At 71.4% G+C, this 21,974-nt stretch carries 15 protein-coding genes; 9 read left to right on the forward strand and 6 right to left on the reverse strand.

Translation table 11 applies throughout. From position 1 onward, the window contains the following. Window positions 1-362: 362 nt before the first annotated feature. Entirely contained in the window at window positions 363-572 is a 210-nt protein-coding gene (locus tag ABZS58_RS48815) for an MbtH family protein (RefSeq protein ID WP_354791452.1), read from the forward strand. A 59-nt stretch (window positions 573-631) separates the two neighbouring features. Next, on the forward strand, window positions 632-5,629 hold the full coding sequence (locus ABZS58_RS48820; RefSeq protein WP_354791453.1) for an amino acid adenylation domain-containing protein: 4,998 nt from the start codon (window positions 632-634) through the stop codon (window positions 5,627-5,629). A 408-nt stretch (window positions 5,630-6,037) separates the two neighbouring features. Here the strand turns inward: ABZS58_RS48820 and ABZS58_RS48825 are convergent, their stop codons facing one another. Both ABZS58_RS48825 and ABZS58_RS48830 read right to left on the reverse strand, forming a co-directional pair. Next, the gene (locus ABZS58_RS48825; RefSeq protein ID WP_354791455.1) at window positions 6,038-7,162 is read right to left on the reverse strand and encodes a pyridoxal phosphate-dependent aminotransferase; all 1,125 of its coding nucleotides are present in this window, start codon (window positions 7,160-7,162) and stop codon (window positions 6,038-6,040) included. Window positions 7,163-7,365: 203 nt separating this feature from the next. Beyond that, window positions 7,366-9,015, reverse strand: a complete 1,650-nt coding sequence (locus ABZS58_RS48830; protein ID WP_354791456.1) for a hypothetical protein — start codon at window positions 9,013-9,015, stop codon at window positions 7,366-7,368. A 284-nt stretch (window positions 9,016-9,299) separates the two neighbouring features. On the opposite strand from ABZS58_RS48830, the gene ABZS58_RS48835 reads away from it, so the two are divergent. The 3 genes from ABZS58_RS48835 to ABZS58_RS48845 all read left to right on the forward strand — a co-directional run bounded on the left by ABZS58_RS48835 (window position 9,300) and on the right by ABZS58_RS48845 (window position 11,937). Beyond that, window positions 9,300-10,550, forward strand: coding sequence for an FAD-dependent oxidoreductase (locus tag ABZS58_RS48835; RefSeq protein WP_354791458.1), 1,251 nt, complete (start codon window positions 9,300-9,302; stop codon window positions 10,548-10,550). A 76-nt stretch (window positions 10,551-10,626) separates the two neighbouring features. After that, the gene (locus ABZS58_RS48840; protein WP_354791460.1) at window positions 10,627-11,424 is read left to right on the forward strand and encodes an alpha/beta fold hydrolase; all 798 of its coding nucleotides are present in this window, start codon (window positions 10,627-10,629) and stop codon (window positions 11,422-11,424) included. Window positions 11,425-11,487: 63 nt separating this feature from the next. Next, on the forward strand, window positions 11,488-11,937 hold the full coding sequence (locus ABZS58_RS48845) for an SCP2 sterol-binding domain-containing protein (protein ID WP_354791461.1): 450 nt from the start codon (window positions 11,488-11,490) through the stop codon (window positions 11,935-11,937). 138 nt (window positions 11,938-12,075) lie between these two features. Here ABZS58_RS48845 and ABZS58_RS48850 read toward each other — a convergent pair whose 3' ends face one another. Together ABZS58_RS48850 and ABZS58_RS48855 are read right to left on the reverse strand one after the other, a co-directional pair. Then, window positions 12,076-12,945, reverse strand: coding sequence for a helix-turn-helix transcriptional regulator (locus ABZS58_RS48850; RefSeq protein WP_354791463.1), 870 nt, complete (start codon window positions 12,943-12,945; stop codon window positions 12,076-12,078). Between the two features lie 394 nt (window positions 12,946-13,339). After that, on the reverse strand, window positions 13,340-14,155 hold the full coding sequence (locus ABZS58_RS48855; RefSeq protein WP_354791464.1) for a TIGR03084 family metal-binding protein: 816 nt from the start codon (window positions 14,153-14,155) through the stop codon (window positions 13,340-13,342). Window positions 14,156-14,444: 289 nt separating this feature from the next. On the opposite strand from ABZS58_RS48855, the gene ABZS58_RS48860 reads away from it, so the two are divergent. Together ABZS58_RS48860 and ABZS58_RS48865 are read left to right on the forward strand one after the other, a co-directional pair. Continuing rightward, window positions 14,445-15,539, forward strand: a complete 1,095-nt coding sequence (locus tag ABZS58_RS48860) for a carboxymuconolactone decarboxylase family protein (protein ID WP_354791466.1) — start codon at window positions 14,445-14,447, stop codon at window positions 15,537-15,539. 61 nt (window positions 15,540-15,600) lie between these two features. Then, a complete protein-coding gene (locus ABZS58_RS48865) occupies window positions 15,601-16,596 on the forward strand; it encodes a DUF1702 family protein (protein ID WP_354791468.1) in 996 nt (331 codons plus the stop codon). A gap of 52 nt (window positions 16,597-16,648) precedes the next feature. Here the strand turns inward: ABZS58_RS48865 and ABZS58_RS48870 are convergent, their stop codons facing one another. Beyond that, on the reverse strand, window positions 16,649-17,515 hold the full coding sequence (locus tag ABZS58_RS48870; protein ID WP_354791470.1) for an AraC family transcriptional regulator: 867 nt from the start codon (window positions 17,513-17,515) through the stop codon (window positions 16,649-16,651). A 471-nt stretch (window positions 17,516-17,986) separates the two neighbouring features. Then, on the reverse strand, window positions 17,987-18,802 hold the full coding sequence (locus ABZS58_RS48875) for a helix-turn-helix transcriptional regulator (RefSeq protein WP_354791471.1): 816 nt from the start codon (window positions 18,800-18,802) through the stop codon (window positions 17,987-17,989). 327 nt (window positions 18,803-19,129) lie between these two features. On the opposite strand from ABZS58_RS48875, the gene ABZS58_RS48880 reads away from it, so the two are divergent. Both ABZS58_RS48880 and ABZS58_RS48885 read left to right on the forward strand, forming a co-directional pair. Next, window positions 19,130-20,512 (forward strand): FAD-binding monooxygenase, encoded by a 1,383-nt coding sequence (locus ABZS58_RS48880; RefSeq protein WP_354791473.1) that lies wholly within the window; start codon window positions 19,130-19,132, stop codon window positions 20,510-20,512. 17 nt (window positions 20,513-20,529) lie between these two features. Next, window positions 20,530-21,690, forward strand: coding sequence for an epoxide hydrolase family protein (locus ABZS58_RS48885; protein WP_354791475.1), 1,161 nt, complete (start codon window positions 20,530-20,532; stop codon window positions 21,688-21,690). Window positions 21,691-21,974 lie beyond the last annotated feature (284 nt).

Genomic DNA, 21,974 nt, shown 5'->3' on the forward strand with positions numbered 1-21,974 from the left:
GACATTGATCATCGCACCGGCAGCACGGTACACAGTGGATGATCCGTCACCGCGAAGGGGACCAACTTCAATCAACCAAAGTGGGCCAGATCCAGTTTTCAGGCGTCGTCGACACGCGTCGCATCGCGTCGCTCTGTGAGGTCGACGCTGCACGGCTGCGTCGGGAGTACGAGCAAACCCGGAGGTGTGGCCGGTGGGGGTCGGCTGCCATGTTGGGGCATCGACCCGGAGCAATCGAGTGGGCGTGTGCCGGCCGGACGCGGATGTCACGTGTCAGCAACGTTCAAGGTGCACCCAGGTCAGTCGGCCTGCGACTCTCGCCAGCGAGCCGTCGGCGTCATCGACGAGCGGAATGAGATGCCATGACGAATCCATTCGAAGACCCCGACGCCCTGTACCTGATTCTCGTGAACAACGAAGGTCAGCACAGCCTGTGGCCCACGAGCATCGCGGTTCCTGACGGGTGGGTGACCGCGTACGACAAGAACTCCCGCTCGAACTGCCTCAAATACGTGGAAGAGCAATGGACCGACATGCGGCCCAAGAGCTTGATCGAAGCCGACCGAGGGTGAGCGGAGCGACCGTGACAACGCACATCATTGACCAGGCTACGACGGATTCTTCTGCTCCTGTGAAGGAGCTCCTGGGTGAGCTGTTCGCGGCACAGGCGGCCCGGACCCCGGATGCGGTCGCGGTGGTGTTCGAGGACGTGTCGCTGTCCTATGCGGAGCTGGACGCGCGCGCGAACCGGCTGGCCCGGTACCTGGTGACGCAGGGTGCCGGCCCGCAGCGGCTGGTCGCCGTGGCGATGGACCGCTCCGCGGAGCTGATCGTCGCGGTGCTGGCGGTGCTCAAGGCCGGTGCCGCCTACCTGCCGGTCGACCCGGCCTACCCCGCCGACCGGATCGCGTTCGTGCTCGCCGACGCCGCCCCGGCGGCCATCCTCACCTCACGCGACGTGGCCTCGACCGCCCTCGGCGCGGCATCGGAGAACGAGGACGGCGCGGGCGGCGAGGACGGCGCGGGCGGTGAGCTGGTGATCGTGGTGGACGACCCGGCGGTCCAGGCCGCCGTGGCGGCGCTGCCCGCCACCGGCCTGTCCGACGCGGACCGGGTCGCGCCGCTGCTGCCCGCGCACCCGGCGTACGTGATCTACACGTCGGGGTCGACGGGACGGCCCAAGGGCGTTGTCGTGGAGCACCGCTCCGCGGCGTGGCTGGCGTCGTGGGCGGCGTCGACGTTCGGCGCCGAACGGTTCAGCCGGGTGCTGGCGTCGACGTCGCTGAGTTTCGACGTGTCGGTGTTCGAGGTGTTCGGGCCGCTGTCCTGCGGTGGCTGTGTGGAAGTGGTGCGGGACGTGCTCGTGCTGGCGCGGGGCGGCTGGTCGGGGAGCCTGATCAGCACCGCGCCGTCGGCGATGGCGGCGGTACTGGCCGAGGCCGAGACCTCCGTGGCGGCGCAGACGGTCGTGCTGGCCGGCGAGGCGCTGACCGGGCCGGTCCTGCGGGCCGTGCGGGCGGCGGTGCCCGGCGCCCGGGTGGTCAACGCGTACGGGCCGACCGAGGCGACGGTGTACGCCACAGCCGGCGACGTCGCGGAGGAGGCCGACCTCGGCGACGGCCCGCTCTCGATCGGACGTCCGCTGACCGGCGCGCAGGTGTTCGTGCTGGACGGGCAGCTGCGTGCGGTGCCGGAGGGCGTGACGGGCGAGTTCTACATCGCGGGTTCGGGGCTGGCGCGGGGATACCTGAACCGGCCCGGGCTGACGGCGGAGCGGTTCGTGGCGAACCCGTTCAACGCGGGCGAACGCATGTACCGCACCGGTGATCTGGTCCGGTGGGCCGGTGAGGGCCGGCTGGAGTTCGTGGGACGCGTCGACGACCAGGTGAAGATCCGGGGGCTGCGGATCGAGCCGGGCGAGATCGAGGCGGTGCTGGCCGCGCAGCCGGGAGTGGGCCGGGCGGTGGTGGTGGTGCGGGAGGACCGTCCCGGTGACCCGCTGCTGGTCGGTTACGTGGTGCCCGAGCCCGGGGGCCGGGTGGACCCGGCGGCGGTGCGGCAGCAGGCGGCCAGGGCGCTGCCGGAATACATGGTGCCGGCGGCGGTGGTGGTGCTGGACGCGCTACCGCTGTCGGTCAACGGGAAGCTGGACCGGCGGGCGCTGCCGGCGCCGGACTTCGGTGCCGCGGCCGGCGGCCAGGACCCGGCCACCCCGCACGAGGCGGTGCTGTGCGAGCTGTTCGCGCAGGTCCTCGGCGTCGACCGGGTCGGGGTCGACAACAATTTCTTCGACCTGGGCGGGCACTCGCTGCTGGCGACGCGGTTGATCAGCCGGGTGCGGGCGGCGCTGGGTGTGGAACTGGACATCCGGGTGGTGTTCGAGAACCCCACGGCGCGGTCGCTGGCGCGGTCGCTGCTGGAGGCGGGCAGCGCGCGGTCGCCGTTGGTACGAGCGGAGGACCGGCCGGAACGGTTGCCGTTGTCGTTCGCCCAGCAGCGGTTGTGGTTCATGAACGAGTACGACGGCCCGAGCGCGATGTTCAACGTGCCGTTCGCGTGGCGGCTGCGCGGCGGGCTGGACGCCGAGGCGATGGCGGCGGCACTGCGGGACGTGGTGGGTCGGCACGAGGCGATGCGCACGGTGTTCGCGGTCGCGGACGGGCAGCCGTTCCAGCGGGTGGTGGACGCGTCGGTGGCGGTGCCGCAGGTGACGATCGCGGCGGCCGACCAGGCGAGCCTGCCGGTCCTGCTGGAGCAGGCCGTGCGGCACGTCTTCGACCTGACCGGTGAGCTGCCGGTGCGGGCGGGGCTGTTCCGGCTGGGCCCCGCGGAGCACGTGCTGGTGGTGGTCATGCATCACACCGCCACCGACGGCTGGTCGGCCGGGGTGCTGGTCCGGGACTTGAGCGAGGCGTACCGGGCGCGGCTGGAGGGCCGGGCGCCGCAATGGGCGGACCTGCCCGTGCAGTACGCCGACTACACGCTGTGGCAGCGCCGGCTGCTGGGCGCGGACCAGCACGGGGACGGCGTGCTGGCCAGGCAGCTGGAGTTCTGGCGCTCGGCGCTGGCGGGGCTGCCCGACCAGCTGGACCTGCCGGCCGACCGGCCGCGGCCCGCGCTGCCGTCGCATCGGGGCGGCCTGGTCCGGTTCGAGCTGGACGCCGGGTTGCACGGCCGGCTGGAGGAGCTGGCGCGCGCGCACCGCGTGACGGTGTTCATGGTGCTGCAGGCAGGGCTGGCGATGCTGCTGTCGCGCTCCGGGGCCGGCACCGACATCCCCATCGGCACGATGGTGGCCGGGCGCACCGACGAGGCGGTCCACGACCTGGTGGGGTTCTTCGGCAACACGCTCGTGCTGCGGGCGGACCTGTCGGGGGACCCGGGCTTCGGCGAGCTGCTGGGCCGGGTGCGGGAGCTGGGCCTGACCGCCTACGCCCATCAGGACGTGCCGTTCGAGCGGCTCGTGGAGGAGCTCAACCCGGTCCGGTCCGCCTCGCGGCACCCGCTGTTCCAGGTGATGCTCACGTCCGACGACGACACCAGCAGGCGCTGGCAGGTGCCGGGCCTGGAGGCGGGGACCGAGCCGCTGCCCGCCGAGACGGCCAAGTACGACCTGTCGATGTTCTTCCGCCAGGAGTACGCCGCCGACGGCTCGCCGGCCGGGATCAGCTGCTCGTTCGAGTACGCCATGGACCTGTTCGACGAGCCGACCGTGGACGCCCTCGGCGGCCGGCTGACGCGGCTGCTGGAGCAGGCGGCCGCCGACCCGGACCGGCGGATCAGCGAGCTGGAGCTGATGACGCCGTCCGAGCGGGACCTGGTGCTGTACCGGTGGAACGACACCGCCCTGCACATGCCCGCGATGACGGTGCCCGCGGTGTTCGCGGCGCAGGTGGCCCGGACCCCGGACGCGGTCGCCGTCGTCGACGGCCGGACCAGCCTGACCTACCGGGAGCTGGACGAGCGGTCCACCCGGCTGGCGGCGATGCTGTCGGCCGCGGGCGTCACGACGGAGCAGCCGGTGCTCGTCGTGATGCGACGGTCGGCGCAGCTGTGGGTGGCGCTGCTGGCCGTGCTGAAGGCGGGCGGGGTGTACGTGCCCGTCAACGTGGCCGCCTGGCCGGTGTCACGGATCGCCCTCGTGGCGGCCGACGTGGGTGTCGTGGCCGTCCTGTGCGACGAGGACCTGGCGGAGGTCGCCGGGCAGGCGAGCCCCGGCTCGCCGGTGGTGCTGGCCACGGCCGCGGACACCGCCACCGGGGCGCCGGCGGTGGACCTCACGGACGCGGTACGGCACCCGGACCAGCTGGCGTACGTGATCTTCACGTCCGGGTCGACCGGCGTGCCCAAGGGTGTCGCGGTGGCGCACCGGGACATCGTGGACATGGTGCTGGACCCGGCGTGGCCGGAAGACGTGCACGAACGGATGCTGGTGCACTCGCCGCACTCGTACGACATCTCGACGTACGAGCTGTGGATCGCGCTGCTGCGCGGCGGCACGTGCGTGGCGGCACCGGCGGAGGAGATGAGCATCGCCGGCCTGGCGGAGGTGATCGCCTCGACGGCCCCGACGGCCCTGTGGCTCACCTCGGCGTTGTTCGACGCGGTCTCGGTGGAGCAGCCGTCGGCGCTGGCCGGGCTGCGGATGGTGGTGGTCGGCGGCGACGCGGTGTCCGGTGTGGCGCTGCGGCGGGTCGTCGAACGCTGCCCGGGCGTGCTGATGGTGAACGGGTACGGGCCGAGCGAGATGACGACGTTCACGACGCTGCACATGATGACCGACTTCTCGGACGACCAGGCGGCGCGGCCGGTGCCGATCGGCGGGCCGATGGCCAACATGCGGCTGTTCGTGCTCGACACCACGCTGCGGCCGGTGCCGGTGGGCGTGACGGGTGAGCTCTACATCGCGGGCGCCGGGATGGCCCGGGGCTACATGAACCGGCCCGGGCTGACGGCGGAGCGGTTCGTGGCGAACCCGTTCGGCACGGGTGAACGGATGTACCGCACGGGAGATCTGGTCCGGTGGGCCGAGCACGGCGTGCTGGTGTTCGTGGGGCGCACCGACCATCAGGTGAAGATCCGCGGGTTCCGGGTCGAGCCGGGCGAGATCGAGGCGGTGCTGCTCGCGCAGCCGGGGGTGGGCCAGGCCGCGGTGATCGCCCGGGAGGACCGTCCCGGTGACCGGCGGCTGGTGGCGTACCTCGTGCCGGAGCCCGGCGGCCGGGTGGATCCGGTGGCGGCACGGAAGGAAGCGGCCAGGACGCTGCCGGAGTTCATGGTGCCGACGGCGGTGATCGTGCTGGACGCGCTGCCGCTGACGGTGAACGCGAAGCTGGACCGGCACGCGCTGCCGGCGCCGGACTACAGCGCCGCGGCGAGCGGCCAGGACCCGGCTACGCCACGCGAGGCGGAGCTGTGTGAGCTGTTCGCCCAGGCACTGGGTGTCGACCGGGTCGGCGTCGACGACAACTTCTTCGACCTGGGCGGCCACTCCCTGCTCGCCGCGATCCTCCTGGCCCGGCTGGAGGACCAGCTCGGCATCAAGATGACCCTCAAGACCTTCCTCGCCAACCCTTCGGTCAACGGTGTCACCGGTCAGGCGCAACTGCCCGGCACAGGACGTCGCTGACCCTGACCGCCCGCGGCGCTCCGTGCCGCGGGCGGTCACGGTTTCGTCCGGGAACGCCGGGTCCGCCCGGCGTTCTCTGCTGTGTCCGGGCGGCCGGCGTACCTCGTCGCCGCGCCGACCGTCCGGTCGAGGCATGCCGGTCAGGTGGGGTCACGAGGACGCCGATCCGGCCGGCCGGGCGGCCCGTGTCCGCCGGCTGCGACCGTGGACCCCGGCATCCCGGACCCCGCCCCGGCGGCGAGCGACGACGGCGGACGACAGCGGACGACAGCGGCGGCGGACGACAACGACAGCGGCGGCGGCCGGCCCGGCCGCCGCCGCATCGACCGGCCGGCGGAAAGGGGTGGTGGGACGCCCGGTCCGGGCATCCCACCACCCCTGCATGAAGCGAATCCGGAACCCGGCGGACTACTTCGCGCCGAGGTAACCGTGGAGACGCCGGACGCCTTCGGCGACGGTGTCCTCGCCCTTCGCGAACGCGATCCGGATCTGCGGCGGGCCCGTCCGGTCCGCCGAACCGTAGAAGCACAGGCCGGGCACGACGCCGACGCCGGCCTCCTGCAGCAGGCGCTGGACCAGTTGCGACTCCCCTTCGCCGGGGAGCGCGAAGGAGGTGGCGTCGCACATGACGTAGTAGGCGCCGGCCGGCCGCTGGAACTCGATGCCGCACCGTTCGAGCCCGGTGACCAGGACCTCCCGGCGCTTTCCGTACACCGCTCTCAGCTCGTCGAAATACGTCGCCGGCAGCGAGAGCGCCGCGGCGCCGGCTGCCTGGAACGGCGTCGGGGCGGCGATCGTGAGAAAATCGTGCACCCGGGCGACGCGCCCCATGAGCTCCGGCGGCCCGGTCACCCACCCGACCCGCCAGCCGGTCACGGAGAACATCTTCGACAGGGCGTTGATCGTGATCGACTGCCGCTCCATGCCGGGGATGTCGGAGATCCTGGTGGGTCGCTCGTCCGTGAAGTAGAGCTCGTCGTAGATGGCGTCATGGATCACGACGATGCCGAGCCGCTGGCAGACATCGGCCAGGCCCTGCGTCTCGTCCCGCGTGAAGACACGCCCCGTCGGGTTGTGCGGCGAGTTGACGATGACCGCACGGGTGTCCCGGTCGGCGACCGCGGCGATCGCCGCCGGGTCGAGCTCCCAGCCGGGGCCCTTCAGCTGGACGTACCTGGCTTCCACGCCGATGAGCCGCAGGTTGACCGCGTAGGACTCGTAGGCCGGCTCGACGATGATGACGTTGGAGCCCCGCTCCGCCACGGCGAGGAGCGCGGCCAGCATGCCTTCGGTCGCCCCGCACGTCACGCAGATCTGGGTCTCCGGGTCGTACGGCACCGGCATGCTCCAGCGGCGCTGCTCGAACGCGCTGATGGCCTGGCGGAACTGCGTGCTGCCGCGCGGCGACGTGTACTGGTTGTCGTTGGACCGGATGGCCTCGACGGCGGCCTCTTCGAGGCTCAGCGGAAGCGGGTAGGCCGGTATTCCCTGTGCCAGGTTGACAGCGTTCGCTGCCTGGCAGGCGCGTGTCATCCCCCGGATCACCGACTCGCCAGCGGGGATATTCGCTGGCGACCTGAAGAGGTTCTCCAGGTCTGGCGTCACCGACATGAGCTGATTCCTTCCTCGGTGTGAACGCGGCGTCCAGGTGCGGCTGACGCATCGTGGCGGCGCGGCTGGAAGTCGGCGACGGAGCTCATGGACCATCCTGATGAGAGGGGTGCGAGACCGGTCATTCAGTCGAGCTGAGCGCAGATCTCGTCGAGGAGGCGGTATTCCAAGGCCTCGTCCTCGTCCCGGCCGCCGAGCATGTAGTAGCCGAACTTCATGTGCTCCATGGGTTCGTTCAGGTGCAGGATCCCGGTCCTGAGGTCGGTGATCGCGGCCTCGACGTCCTCGAGTTCCACCTCGGTGTTCTCGTGGACGTACAGGGCCGTCAGCCGCCTCGCCGGAAGGATCTCGCCGTGCCAGGCGCGGACCTGGGCATGGGTGTTGTAGCTCTCCCAGTACATGCGCGAACCGGGGATGATCCCGGGCGGCGCGACGGAGATGCTGGTGATCAGGTCGCGGTACTGCTCGGCCATCGCCAGCCAGCTGTCCACCTCGTCACGCAGGAGCTTCAGCGTCGTTCCCGGCAGGCCCATGATCCCCGACGCGAAGAGCTTGTAATCGAGCGTGCGTGCCAGTTCCAGCGCCTCGGAGATCCGCTCCGGCCCCTTGTTGATGCCCTTGGAGTCGGCCTTGAGCAGCTTGGGATCGAATGCCTCCAGGCCCACGTTCCAGGTGCGCACGAAGCCCTTGCACAGCTCCGCGGACTCCAGGAACTCGTACACCAGCCCGTAGGCCAGCATGAACCGCTGCTTCTGCAGGATCGGCGACTTGGCGCAGGCCTCGGCCATGTCGTTGAGGTAGGAGATGTTCCCGTCCCACTGCTCGCGCGAGAAGCCCAGCGTCGAGTCGCCGCAGGCGTAGACGTTCGCGCCGAGTTCCCCGACGATGGTCTCCAGCACCGGGATCGCCGACGCGACATCGACCGTCTTGGGGGTCAGCCCCTGGATCGAGCAGTGCATGCACCGCCGGCCCGGCCGCTTGCCCCAGGTGCACCCTCCGTCGAGCGGGACCGTGACCATCCGCTTCAGGTCGTAGTGCTTGGCGTACCAGACGTTGAACGCACGGTCGTAGTGGTTCTCGAGCTTGTCCAGGATCAGCCGGTAGTCGGGGAGCAGCCGCCGGTTCAGCGGGAACGTGCCGGCCTCCTGGTTCACGACCTCGCCACCGGTCGACCGGTACGCCACGGACGGGACCTTCTTCAGATCCAGCCCGCCCTGCAGGTACGTCAGCAGACCCATCATCGTGAACGGGCCGTTGTTGCCGGTGCTGACGAAATCCACCAAGCGGCTGCCGTACTTTCCCGTCAGCGTCTCATGGTGCAGGATGCCGGCGTGGTCGTTGCCGAACACCACGACCGCCTTGGGGTTCACCCGCTTGATCTCCGCCGCGACGATCATCGCCCACAGTGTGGTGGCGGTGTAGACCGAGAAGGCGGCCACGTCAGGCGGATTCTCGTTGATCGCGGCCCTGACCTCCGGCCAGCCCAGGTGGCTCATGTCCATGTAGCGCCAGCCCAGGTCCGGGAAGCACGCGACCTGGTAGGTGATCATCTCGATGAGGCTGGCGTGCGGGTACACGGACCCCTCGTTGCGGTAGCGCTCCTCCTCGCTCAGTCCCTCGCGCAGGGCGTCACCGGCGTTGTGCGCGTCGCGGTGCGCGGAGGTGAGCGGCAGGCCGAAGTACCACACGGAGCCCAGTCGTTTCAGGGGATTCACCACCCCCGGACCCGGATAGTCCCAGTGGTAGCGAGGATCGGCCCCGACAAACTCCTGCATGGGCTGAAGGCTCATCTTCATCGCCAAGGACCTCCGGGTATCGGTGAATGAGCCGCGGGCTCCCGGCGGACGGACAGTTCTCGCCAGGGCCAGGACGCCCTCGGAAACGCCACGAGGCTGGCCGCTCCTGGCGACCACCAGTCCATCCTCGGCGCTGCGGCGGGCGCCCCGCCTCTCTGAGCGTGCCCAGGCGCGGCGCCCGCACGACGCATGCCCGGCGGGGCGCGACCGGCCAGCACGGGAGGAGTTGGTACGCACCGCCTCACCGGCCCGACCATGGTGCGGTGACCTACGACGCCGTTGTTGTCGGGGCGCGCTGTGCGGGTGCGACCACGGCGCTCCTGCTGGCCCGGGCAGGACACCGGGTGCTCCTGCTGGACCGCGCGACATTCCCGAGCGACACCCTGTCCGGGTTGTACATCCATCAGCCCGGCGTCGAACGACTCGCCCGGTGGGGGCTGCTGGACCAGGTACGCGGGTCCGGCTGCCCGCCGCTGCAGACCGTCACCTACAGCGTCGCCGACGTCTGCCTGAGCGGGCGGGCGCCGACGCTGCCGGGCGTGGCCGGCGCCTACGCGCCCCGCCGGTACGTCCTCGACGCGATCCTCGCCGAGGCCGCCGCGGCCGCCGGCGCCGACGTGCGCGACCACACGACGGTCACCGGCCTGACCACCGACGACGACGGGCGGGTGACCGGCGTGCGCTGGCGCACGGCGGACGGCACGGAGATGACCGAGCGGACCGGCCTCGTCGTCGGCGCCGACGGTATGCGCTCCACGGTGGCCAAACTGGTCGAGGCGCCGCTGTACGCGCAGCACCCCAACCTCACCTGCGTCTACTACACGTTCTGGGCGGGCGTGACGGGGGCCGACTTCCAGATCTACGAACGTCCCGGTGGCTGGGTGGCCGCGCTGCGCACGCACGACGACCTCATGCTGATCGCCGCGTACCTGCCGCAGGCGCAGTTCGACCGCGTCCGGCGCGACGCCATGGCCGCCTACCGGGCCACCATCGAGGCCACCGCACCGGACCTGTGGCAGCGGCTCGCCGACGCGAGCATCACCGACCGGCTGTACGGCACCGGCGACCAGCGCAACTTCTTCCGCCGCGCCCACGGCCCCGGCTGGGTCCTGGTCGGCGACGCCGGCCACCACAAGGACTCCATCAACGCCCACGGCATCACCGACACGTTCCTGCAGTCGGAGCTGCTGGCGGGCGAGCTCGGCGGCGACGACCCGGCGGCGAGCATCGGCGACCCGGTCCGGCTCGACGCCGCGCTCGCCCGCTTCGCCGCCGCCCGGGACGAGCACATGGCCCCGAACTACCAGACCAACCTGGTGACGGCGCGGCTCGACCCGACCCCCGACCGGCTCGCCGTGCTGCGCGTCATCCAGGACTCGCCGCAGCTCACCGACCGGTACCTGTCCGTGGTCGCGGGCATCCTGCCACCGGAGGAGCTCTACACCAGAGACCTGCTCGCCCGGCTGTCCTCGCAGGCCGGCGGTGCGCTCGCACGGGACGGCATCGCCCGATAAGACCCCGCGCGCCGGCGCGGCGAGGATGGGCAGCGGGGCCGCCGGCCGCGCGCAAGCACGAGCGAACAGGGGCGACATGACGCATTCAGACCTCGACGAACGGATCCTCCGGCGGCTCAGCGCCGGTGGAGCCGACCCCATCCTGGTGGCCGACTTCCAGGCGTTGTCCTTGGCGCCGCGCATGAGCGAGATGCTCAGCGAGAGCGTCCAGGGCAAGCCGGTGTTCCAGATCGACCCCATCGGCGTCCTGACCGGGACGCGTCACTACGTTCCGCTGCGGGAGCTGGCCGAGGGCTGCGCGGACGAGTTCCTGAGGTCCGGTGCGGACCACGGCCGGATCTTCGTCGTGGGGCACTGCAGTGCCGCGGCGCTCTGCCTGCGCGTCGCGGACCTGCTGGCGTCCAGCCGTCAGGTCACCGCGGTGCTGGTGCAGCCGGCCTGGCCCGACGACGACCTCGTGGCCGACAAGTTCGCCGAATACCTCAGCAAGTTCGGCAAGGCCACCCGCCCGTGCCCGGACCTGAACGCGGATCCGTCGCAGGTCGTCGCCGCGATGGAGCAGATCTTCCGCGACGAGATCGACGCGCTGGCGGCCAGCAGGGACCTCACCGGCTCCATGGGAGCCTTCACGGACCTGCTCGTGTGGTACCGCGGCTGGCTCGCCTTCCTGCTGGCCTGCCGCAACGACCCGTCGACGAACCGGGCCGCCGGGCGGGCGGCGGTGACGATCCTGTCCGACTCCCCGTCGACGCTCGAGGTCAAGGGCCTCGGCGAGGACGAGTACCAGATGCGCGAGCTGTCGACGCCGCAGCCGGCCGGCATGGTCACCCGCGAGCTGGCCGACCTCGTCGCCGCGTACGTCGGGTCCCACTGAGACGACGGGGATCACGCCGCGCGTGTCGCGGCCCTGTCCGGCAGTTCCGACCGAGGAGCCCAGATGTCCGTCAACGACGCCGACCCGGCCACCATGGATCCGCGCGAGTTCGCCCGGCTGGTCAAGAAGACCCCGGCGCGCGAGCTGCGCCAGATGATGCACAGCGAGCGGCGCACGGCCGTCCTCGACGAGCTTTTCGTCCGCATGCCCGGGGTGTTCCGGGCCGACCGGGCGGGCGCCATGAACGCGGTCATCCACTGGGTGGTCGGCGACCGTCCCGACGGCGGTGCCGACACCTATGAGCTGGTGATCGCGGGGGGCCGGTGCGAACTGTCCCCGGAGCCGCGGCGGGAGCCCAAGCTCACCCTCACGCTCGGCGCGGTGGACTTCCTGAACCTGGTGACCGGCAACGCGCACCCGGTGGTGCTGGTCATGCGCGGCAAGCTCAAGACCACGGGCGACCTCGCGCTGACCGCCAAGTTCCCCAACCTGTTCGACATCCCGAAGCCCTGACGCGCCGCCCGCCACGACGTCCCGGCCGCCGGTCCCAGCGGCCGGGACGTCGTGCGTGGGTGAGCCTGCCGCGGCGGATGACGACCCCCCGGCCCACTGGACCGGGGGGTCGTCACCGATGTCGGCAGCGGTGCGGGGTCAGGCGGCGGGGACAGCCGCGGCGCAGTGCCCGCCGTCGCCGCCGTGCTCCGCCCTGCCGGCGCAGGGTTCGGCCGGCGCGGCGAACCCGGTCTGGTCCGCTCCGGCGCGTGTCTCGGCCATGCGCCGGGCGATCAGCCGCACGTCCGGCAATGCCAGCAGTACCGGCGGATCCAGGAGGCGGACCGGGCGCAGGCGCAGGTCGGGCAGGGTCACGTCGTCGTCGCCGAGTTGGACTGGGCCGTGTCGCAGCAGGTACGGGTGCTCGTCGCCGGCGGGCGGGTCGTTCTCCTGGCCGGGTCGCAGGGCGTGCGCCAGCAGGAACCATGACCCTTCCGGGGCTTTGTCCAGCAGGTAGGGCCCGGGGCGCTCCAGGACGGTCCAGCTGACCGGTCGGCCCTGTGGGATCGGTTGCGGGAACAGGCCGATGAACGTGTGGCCGAGCAGGGTGTCCGGAGCGGAGGAGACGGTGCCGCTGACGGTCGCCGATGTCCTCCGCGCCGCGCCGGACCGATCGTCGACGGTTACCCGCGGTACGAAACCGCCGAGGCGGCGGTAGGCGGTCGGTGATATGCCGACGCTGCTGGTGAAGCGGGTGCTGAAGGTGCCGACGCTGTTGTATCCGACCTGGTGGCTGATGTCGATGACGTTCAGTGATGTCGACATGAGGAGCTGCTTGGCCTCTTGGAGCCGTAGCGCTGAGAGGAATTTTCCCGGTGGTAGGCCGGTGACCCGTTGGAAGATCCGGGAGAAGTGGAACTTGCTGAACATCGCGGTGCGGGCCATGTCATCGATGGTGAGCGGTTCACTGAGGCTTTCCTTCATGGAGCTGATGACTCTGTGAACAGCTTTCTCGATGGACTGGTCCATAATGCCTCCCCGGTTCCCGAAGTGTCCGTTCTCGGGTCGTGTGCGGCACGTCCAGGGCGGTGTGCGGCACCGGCACAGCGGCTTCGCGGCGCACACGTGAACCGGGATGCGGGCCCCCGATCGGGGGCCCGCAAGCATCCGGACGGTTACCCATTGACGTCGACCGATCGCATACTGCAGTTTCCTATCCGCCCGGTTGGAGGCGCATCTTCAGAAGTGCCTTCACACCCTGCGATGGGACCGGCGATGACGGCAGGGTCGGCGCGACCACATCGGACGATCGCCGGGCCTGGAAGACCTCGGCGTCGCGCCGGATCCGGTCGTGCCGGCCCCGCACGCCGGCGGTGGCACATCGCACGGGGCGGCCGGCCCGCACCGGCCGGCCCGGGTGGCGTCAGCTGGTGGCGGCCTTGAGGTGGTCGAACTGGCCCGGCTGGCGACCGGTCCCTGCCGGTCCGCGGTACGCCTGTGCGAGGTCCAGCCAGCGCTCGGCGTCCGGTCCGGTGGCGGTCAGCGCGAGGTCGGCGCGGTGCCGGCGGCGGGTCGCCAGGAGGCAGAGGTCGACTGCGGGACCGGTGATGCGTTGTGCCGCGTCGGCCGGGCCGAACTGCCACTGTGTGCCCGAGGGCGCGGTGAGGTCGAAGCCGAGCTCCACGTCCGGTGGGGTGAGGTCGCGTGCCAGGTAGCCGAAGTCCCAGACCCGGACCGCGAACGCCACCAGGATCCGGATCCGGTCGGTGTGGGTGCGGTGCACGCCGAGCGCGTCGGCGATGTCCTGGCCGTGCCCGAACAGCTCCATCATGCCGGCGGCGGCGAGCACGCCCGGCGGCAGCGGTCGGACCAGCCAGGGCACCGGCTGGTCCGGGGGTGCGGCGGCGAGCGCCTTCTCGGCGGCGGCGCGCACGGCGTGCCAGCGGCCCAGCATGGTGGCGGGTGAGCTGTCGAGGAAGCGCTGCAGGGCGCCGTCGACGTTGGCGTTGAAGTCCGGGGTGAGCGTCGCGGCCATCGCGGCGAAGCCCTCCGGGTCGGACGCCGCGGTCCCGGCCAGGTGGAACGTTGCCGCGAGGTGGGCGATCTGATGCGCGACGGTCCATCCCTCGGCCGGCGTGGCGAGCGCCCACTGCTCCGGCGTCAGGTTCGCCACCAGGCGGTCGAGATCGTCGCCGTCGGCGGTCAGGGCGGAGATGACTCGTTCATGGTCAGGGAACATGCCTGTCCTCTCTGGCTAGTCCGCGCAACGGGGAGCCGCGACAAGGAGCGGGCGTCCACCGGGCGCGGACTCCATAGCACGGCCGGACCCGGGCGGCCGCCATCTCCGTCCGTGCGGGGCCGCCGGCGATCGCCACAGGAGCCGGAGAACGGGGCGCAATTCCGAAGGTTCTTCCGCGGGCGGTTCTGCCGATACTGGCGACATGGCCGCCCGTCCGCATCCACGACCGGACCTCCCGGTCACGGGCCGCCGGCCGTACCCCAGCGCATCCAGGTGATGAGGTCAGGTCATGGCTGTCAAGCGGGTCGTCTCCTCCGTTCTCCAGCGGCAGGTCAGGTACATCACCGCCGTGCCGCCCACGGCCGCCACCGGTCTCCTCGCGGATGTCTACGGACAGGTCGCCGGCGAGATGCGGGTGGTGATCCCGCCGATCCTCGCGCAGTCCCCGTCGCCGGCGTCGCTGGCCGCCTACTGGATGCTCACCCGCGAGGCGCTCCACGTGGCCGGCCGGGTCGACCGCGCCCGCAAGGAGGTCGTCGCGGCGGCGGTGTCCGTGGCCAACACCTGCCCGTACTGCGCCGACATGCACAGCATGAGCCTGTACGACCTGTCATGCGAACAGGACGCGGAGGCGATCGTCGCCGACCGCGCGGGTGAGGTCGGCGATCCGGGGTTGCGCGCCGTGGCCGGCTGGGCGCGGGTCGCGCACCGGCCGGACGAGCCGGTCGTCCGCCAGCCGCCCTTCACCGCGTTGGAACGGCCGGAGCTGGTCGGCGTGGCGGTCACGTTCCACTACCTGACCCGGGTGGTGAACGTGTTCCTGCCGGGCCACCTGGTCCCCCGCGGCCTCGGACCGGGCAACCGGCGCCGGTTCAAGCACGGGGTGAGCCGGTTCCTGGCCCCGCTGTTGCGCAAGACGCACGCGCCGGGGCGGACGCTGGCGCTGCTGCGCGACGCCGAACTGCCGCAGGACGCGGCCTGGGCACAGGGCGCCCCCGTCCTGGCCACCGCGGTGGCGCGCTCGTTCGCGGCGCTGGACGCCGTCGGGCTGCGTGCGCTGTCGCCGGCCGTGCGGCACCTGGTCCGCGAGCGCCTGACGGCCTGGCGGGGCGAGGATCCCGGGCTGAGCCGGGAGTGGTGCGAGCGGCTGATCGCGGACCTGCCCGAGGCGGACCGGGCCGCCGGCCGGCTCGCGCTGCTGACCGTGTTCGCGTCCTACCAGGTCGACGAGGGCGTGGTCGCCGAGTTCCGGGCCCGGCAGCCGGGCGACGCCGCGCTGGTGGAGGTCGTCACGTGGGCGAGCTACGCCGCCGCGCGGCAGGTGGGCGCGCGGCTGGTCGACGCCGGTCAGGCGGACGCCGGCAACAGTGCACGATCGGAGTAGCACCGCCCAGGAACATGTAAGAACATCAATGTTATCTATGTCGCTGTACAGGGGAGGACGCGTGTCGAGCACACTCGGATCGCTGCGCCGGCTGGTGTTGACGCCCTCGCTCCGCGAGGTGACGTTCGAGCGGCGCGGCTTCCCCGGCCGGTCGTCGCCGGCGGCAGGCCGGCTCGAAGCGATCCCGCAGGCGGTGGTCTGCGGCTTCGAGTGGGGGATCGACGCGCGCGACCAGTGGGAGGTCGAACGGCGCCTCGACCTGGTCGAGCCGGCGCTGCGGGGATTCGCCTACGAGGGCGCCACGATGGCGTTCACCGTCCTCGACGCGATGCGGGCCGGTCGTGGTCACCGCACCCGCGACCTGCTGCTCGGCCCCGGCCAGCCGCACATCTTCCTGGCCTACATCGGCATCGGGTTCGCGATGGCGAAGCTGCCACGGCCGCTGTGGAAGCGGATCGTCCCGGACCTCACCGGCACGCCGTACCACCCGACGATGAGCTGGCTCGCGGTCGACGGCTACGGCTTCGACCTGGCCTACTTCCACACCGGGCGCTGGGTGGACGAGCAGCGGGTGCCGGAGCCCTACCCGTTCCAGGGCCGGCCCGACTACTTCAACCGCGCGGTGGACCAGGGCATCGGCCGGGCGCTGTGGTTCATCCATGGCGCACAGGTGCGCGACGTGGCGACGGCGGTCGAACGCTTCGCCGCCCAGCGGCAGGCCGACCTGTGGAGCGGGGTGGGGCTGGCGGCGACGTTCGCCGGCGGCTGCACCCCGGCCGACCTTGATGCGCTGCGGCGCCTCGCCGGTCCACACAGGACGGAAGTGGCGCAGGGCTCGGTGTTCGCCGCCAAGGCGCGCCACTACTCGGGCAGCGTGCCGCCGCACACCGAGACCGCGGTCGCCGCACTGGCCGGCCTCACCGTCGACAAGGCCGCCGCGCTCGCCGACGACGTGGCCGTGGGGGAGCGGGGCCCGGGCGGCGAGCCCGCATATGAGCTGTGGCGCGGGCGGATCCGCGCCGCCGTCGCGGCGTCGTCCGCGCACGACGTGCGGTGACGGTCGCCCGCGCCGCCGAGCGCGCCGCCGAGCGCGCCACGGGGCGACCGGCTCAGTCGGCGCGGTACCGGGACCGCCCGTCGAGCAGCGCGAGGAGCACCGGCGGGTCGAACTTGCTCATGGGACGCAGGATGAGGTCGGCCTGGACCACCATGTCGGGCCGGACCCTGATCGGACCGTAGGTGCCCAGCGACGCGGTCGGCCCGGGGACGCAGGCCGGCCGCTCGCCCCGCGGCGGGCCCGGATCCCGGTCGCCGGTGCCCCACCCGCCGGGGCGGCCGAGCCGCGGCACGGCCTGGTGGGCGATCGGGTCCCAGGCCTGCTGACCGGTGTGGCGGAGGGGGTGCTGCGCGGCGTGGTGACCGAACAGGAACCAGCTGCCCGGGGGAACCCGCTCCAGGCTGTACCGGCCGGGACCGGGGAGCGTCATGCACCGGGCCGGCCGCCCGCGCGGGATCCGGTCGGGGAACACACCGATGAAGACGGTGCCCGCGCCCGGTGCGGAGATGTTGCCGTGCACCTTCGCCGTCGCGGTGCCGGACGCCGGCCGGTGCGCGTCCGCGAGATCGGGCAGGTCGGGCGCGAAGCCGTCGAGCTGCCGGTACGTGCTCGGCGAGATGCCGACGGTGCTGCTGAACCTGGTGCTGAAGGTGCCCACGCTGGAGTAGCCCACCTCGTGGCTGATCTCGGTCACGCTCAGCGAGGTGGAAATGAGGAGCTGCTTGGCGCGCTGCAGCCGCAACGCCGACATGAAGCGGCCGGGTGAGATCCCGGTGATGCGCTGGAATACCCGGGTGAAGTGGAATTTGCTGAACAACGCCATGCGCGCCATCCGGTCGACGGTGAGCTGCTCGCCGAGGTTTTCCCGCATCGCCTCGATGACTCGTCCGACGGCCTCTCTGTTGACGTCGTCGTCCATCCCCGCTCGCTCTCCCGTGAGGTAATCGACGCCTCGAATGCCGATGCCGCCCGGCACCGGCCAACAACGGATCGACGGCGAATCCGTGCCCACGGACCGCCGATATTATTGTTGCGTCATCATTGCCGGTGCTGATCATTTCCGCCGGAAGCACCCGGGACCCTGCGCCCCCAAGTGATTTGTGATTGTGTCAGCCGCTGGGAATGATGTTAGCCGACTACGCTCTGGACATCAACGGCTACCGATGCGTAAGCGGGGTTGTGGCTGGTCACGCGCTACGGTGAGTGACGGAAGGCTCCGAGGGTGGCCGCCGAAACGGTCAAATGCGGCATGTGTAACGGTATCCGTGACCGTCCACCTGGCATCTCGCCAGGCGGACGGTTATCACTGTGTGGGAATCCATTTCTGAACGGCGATTGGTGGAACCGCGCGAACGCGTCCGGGAACGGCATTTGTCGGTCGGTGGCCGCACTACGTCATCCGGGGCGCCGCCCCGACGATGACGTTCGACCGGGCGTGGTGGTGCGGCTCGAACGGCGCCGGGCGGTCCGGGCTCCGCAGCTCCAGGTCGGGGACCGCGTAGAGGACCGGCAGGTCGGTGATCCGCCGGGGCCGCAGGGCGATACTCGCCGCGCTGATGCGGTCGTCCGTCACGGCGACGGACTTCACGTCGCTCAGGAGCAGGGAGCGCCGGGTCCACGGCTCCGGGTCGGCGCTGTCCGCGGTCGCGACGGCCCGGACGTACCACGTCCCGGGGGCGACGTCCGGCAGGCAGAAGGTGGCCGTCGCGCCGGCGTCCACCTGGATGACGGCCCGCGACGCCGGCCGGCGCTGGATGATGGGCGTCGGGAAGGCGCCGATGAAGACCGTGGCGGTGGCGTACTCGGCCGGCATGGCGACGGTGCCGGCGACGGTCCCGCGTTCGGCCGGCGGCCGGGTCGCCGGCTGCGCCGCCGGGCGCAGGCCGTCCACCCACATCCGCCGGAACCGGCTGGGCGACGTCCCCACGCTGTCGGTGAAGTGGTTGGTGAACGAGCCGAGGCTGTTGTAGCCGACCGCCAGGGAGATGTCCGTGACGCTCCGGTCGGTGGTGGCGAGCAGGCGTTTCGCCTGGTAGATGCGCACCGCCGAGAGGTACCTCCCGGGTGAGACCCAGGTGGCGTCGCGGAACACCCTCGAGAAATGGAATCGGCTGAGAATCGCGCTCTTCGCGATCTCATTGAGCGACAGCGGCTCGCTGTAGTCCGCCCAGATACGCGCTATTGCATTCTCGACAGCACTGTTCACGTGGGGACCCTCCGTGCGCGGACTGACACGATCGGTTAGCACCATGCATTGATGAACTTCAGTGGTGGTTGGGCTGGGAGGCAGTCGCGGTCAAGGCTCACTAGAGTCCGCTGGTCCGGGGCCGTGAAAAAGGATCGAAAAGACCGCCGCCGGTGCCCCCGCCGCCCCGGCGGAACGCAATTTCCGAGATGAGGAGCCCGCAGCGCCCGACCGCCGCCGCAGCCGTCCGCGGAGCACAGCGGAAGGTGCCCGGCCCGCCGCGGTCCCCGATGCTGGCTTCGACCCTGGCGCTGCCGGGGCTCTTGGCCCGCGGAGGAGGAGATCGCGATGCCTGAACAGCTCGTACCTCGTGCTGTGGTACTCGGCGGCAGCCTGGCCGGCCTGCTCGCCGCCAATGTGCTTTCCGAGGTGTACCCCGAGGTTCTCGTGGTGGACCGTGACGAACTGGCGGGAGTGCAGGGCCCCCGCCGCGGCGTCCCGCACGGCCGCCACGCCCACGGTCTGGTCGCCCGCGGGCAGCAGATCCTGGAGCGGCAGTTCCCCGGCCTGCTGATCGACATGGAGGCGGCCGGTATCCGGCCGGGTGACTTCAGCGGCGACATCCGCTGGTACTTCAACGGCATGCTGCTCAGCCCGGCGCAGACCGGGCTGCTCTCCGTGCCCTGCACCCGGCCGGTCATCGAGCGGATCGTGCGCAGCCGGGTGCAGAAGGTCCGCCACATCCGGTTCCTCGAGCGGTACGACATCGTCGGGTTGGAGACGACGCCCGACGCTGGCCGGGTCACCGGCGCCCGCGTGCAGCGGCGCGACCAGGGCGCGGACGTCGAGGTCCTGCACGCCGACCTGGTGGTCGACACCACCGGCCGCGGGTCACGCACCCCGGCCTGGCTCGAGGAGCTCGGCTACTCCCGCCCCGCCGAGGACAAGGTGAAGGTCGACCTGGCCTACACCACGCGCCACTACCGGGTGCCGCGCGACCCCTTCGGCGACGACATCGCCATCATCGCGGCGGCGACCCCCTCGCATCCGCGTGGCGCCTTCTACTACCGGCTGCCCGGCGAGGACGGCCTCGTCGAACTGTCGCTCACCGGCGTGCTCGGCGATCACCCGCCGACCGACCCCGAGGGCTTCCTCGAGTTCGTCCGGTCGCTGCCGGTGCCGGAGATCTACGAGTCGGTCCGCGAGGCCGAGCCGGTCGACGACGCGGTGATGTTCCGCTTCCCGGCGAGCGTCCGGCGCCGCTACGAGCGGCTGACCCGCTTCCCGCAAGGACTGCTGGTCCTCGGCGACGCGGTGTGCAGTTTCAACCCCGTCTACGCCCAGGGCATGGCGGTCGCGGCCATCGAGTCCCGCATCCTGGCCGAGCAGATCCGGAAGGACCCGGTGCCGGCGCCGCAGGAGTTCTTCCGGGAGATCGCCCGCCAGATCGACTCGCCGTGGGACTTCGCGGCGACCGCGGACCTCGGATACGCGGGGGTGGAGGGCGACCGGACCCCCAAGGTCCGCATGATCAACGCCTACGTCGCGCGGCTCCAGCGGGCCGCGGTCCACGACCCGAGCCTCACCGAGGCGTTCATGAGGGTCGCCGGCCTCATCGACGAGCCGACGGCTCTGCTCCGTCCTGGCAAGGTCTTCCGGACGTTGCGGCACTCCCGCGCCCGGGGGAGCCAGGTGTCCGCCACCGCGCCGCTGCAAGCGGCTCGCGACTGACACAGAGAGGTTGTGAGATGCGTCCATTCCGCATCGACATTCCGCAGGCCGATCTCGACGATCTGCGCCGGCGGATCGACCACACGCGCTGGCCGGACGAGATTCCGGGCGTGGGCTGGGATCGTGGTGTGCCGCTGGAATACCTCAAGGAGCTGGCCGGCCACTGGCGCGACAGTTACGACTGGCGGGCGGCCGAGGCGCGCCTGAACGCGTACCCGCAGTTCGTCACCGAGATCGACGGTGTGAACGTGCACTTCCTGCACGTCCGCTCGGCGCAGGAGGGCGCGTTGCCGCTGATCCTGACCCACGGGTGGCCGGGCACCGTGGCCGAGTTCCTGGACGTCATCGGACCGCTCACCGATCCGGTCGCGCACGGCGGCGACCCGGCCGACGCCTTCCACCTGGTGATTCCGTCGATCCCCGGGTACGCGTTCTCGGGCCCGACCGGCCAGGTGGGCTGGGACACGGGCCGGGTCGCCGGCGCGTGGAAGGAACTGATGAGCCGCCTGGGCTACGACCGGTACGCGGTGCAGGGCGGCGACTGGGGAATGCCGATCTCGCTGCGGCTGGGCCTGGCCGACCCCGAGCACGTCGCCGGCGTGCACCTCAACATGTGCGTGACGTTCCCGCCGCCCGATCCCGCGGCGATGGCCGGCCTGGGTGAGGCCGACCTGGCCCGCCTGGAGTTCACCGGCCACTTCATGCAGGACGGGACCGGCTGGCAGCGGATCCAGTCCACCCGGCCGCAGACGCTGTCCTACGCGCTGACCGACTCGCCGGTGGGGCAGCTGGCCTGGATCGCCGAGAAGTACAAGGAATGGACCGACTCGGCGAAGGTGCCGGAGGACGCGGTGAGCCGCGACCACATCCTCACGGCGGTCTCCATCTACTGGCTGACGGCGACGGCCGGATCCAGCGCCCAGCTCTACTACGAGTCCAGCCACATGGACGCCGACTTCGTCCGGACCTGGGCCGGGCCGTGGCCGCTGACGATGCCGGTGGGCGTCGCGTCGTTCCCCAAGGATGCGGTGCGGCCGGTGCGCCGGTTCGCCGAACAGATCCTGCCGACCCTCAGCCAGTGGACCGAGTTCGAGCGCGGGGGCCACTTCCCGGCCCTGGAACAGCCCCAGCTTCTGGTCGACGACATCCGCAAGTTCGCCCGCTCGCTCGCGCGCTGACCGTACGGGTACCGCAGCCCGCGCGGGTCCGAAGGCCTTTCGTGCCTCACCGGACCCGCGCGGCTGTTCCGTGCGACGGGACCGAAGACCTCAGCACAGAAGACCTCGTCGGGTGTGGCACCGGATTTCGTCGATCCGGTACCACACCCGACGAGGTCTCACCGCGCCGGCGCGCTCGCGCCGGTTACGTGTTCAGGTGCTGACGGCGAGGAGTTGGGGGCTGCGGCGGGGTGGTCCGTCGCAGTATGTGTTGTAGGTGTTGATGATCTGTTGTGCGTGTTCGT

It is taken from the genome of Dactylosporangium sp. NPDC005555 (assembly GCF_040605635.1).
Classification (GTDB): domain Bacteria; phylum Actinomycetota; class Actinomycetes; order Mycobacteriales; family Micromonosporaceae; genus Dactylosporangium.

Excerpts from the sequence above, each read along its gene's own strand:
- ABZS58_RS48815 (WP_354791452.1), top strand. The coding sequence starts at position 363 with ATGACGAATCCATTCGAAGACCCCGACGCCCTGTACCTGATTCTCGTG.
- ABZS58_RS48825 (WP_354791455.1), bottom strand. The coding sequence starts at position 7,162 with ATGACACGCGCCTGCCAGGCAGCGAACGCTGTCAACCTGGCACAGGGA.
- ABZS58_RS48830 (WP_354791456.1), bottom strand. The coding sequence starts at position 9,015 with ATGCAGGAGTTTGTCGGGGCCGATCCTCGCTACCACTGGGACTATCCG.
- ABZS58_RS48840 (WP_354791460.1), top strand. The coding sequence starts at position 10,627 with ATGACGCATTCAGACCTCGACGAACGGATCCTCCGGCGGCTCAGCGCC.
- ABZS58_RS48845 (WP_354791461.1), top strand. The coding sequence starts at position 11,488 with ATGTCCGTCAACGACGCCGACCCGGCCACCATGGATCCGCGCGAGTTC.
- ABZS58_RS48850 (WP_354791463.1), bottom strand. The coding sequence starts at position 12,945 with ATGGACCAGTCCATCGAGAAAGCTGTTCACAGAGTCATCAGCTCCATG.
- ABZS58_RS48855 (WP_354791464.1), bottom strand. The coding sequence starts at position 14,155 with ATGTTCCCTGACCATGAACGAGTCATCTCCGCCCTGACCGCCGACGGC.
- ABZS58_RS48860 (WP_354791466.1), top strand. The coding sequence starts at position 14,445 with ATGGCTGTCAAGCGGGTCGTCTCCTCCGTTCTCCAGCGGCAGGTCAGG.
- ABZS58_RS48870 (WP_354791470.1), bottom strand. The coding sequence starts at position 17,515 with ATGGACGACGACGTCAACAGAGAGGCCGTCGGACGAGTCATCGAGGCG.
- ABZS58_RS48880 (WP_354791473.1), top strand. The coding sequence starts at position 19,130 with ATGCCTGAACAGCTCGTACCTCGTGCTGTGGTACTCGGCGGCAGCCTG.
- ABZS58_RS48885 (WP_354791475.1), top strand. The coding sequence starts at position 20,530 with ATGCGTCCATTCCGCATCGACATTCCGCAGGCCGATCTCGACGATCTG.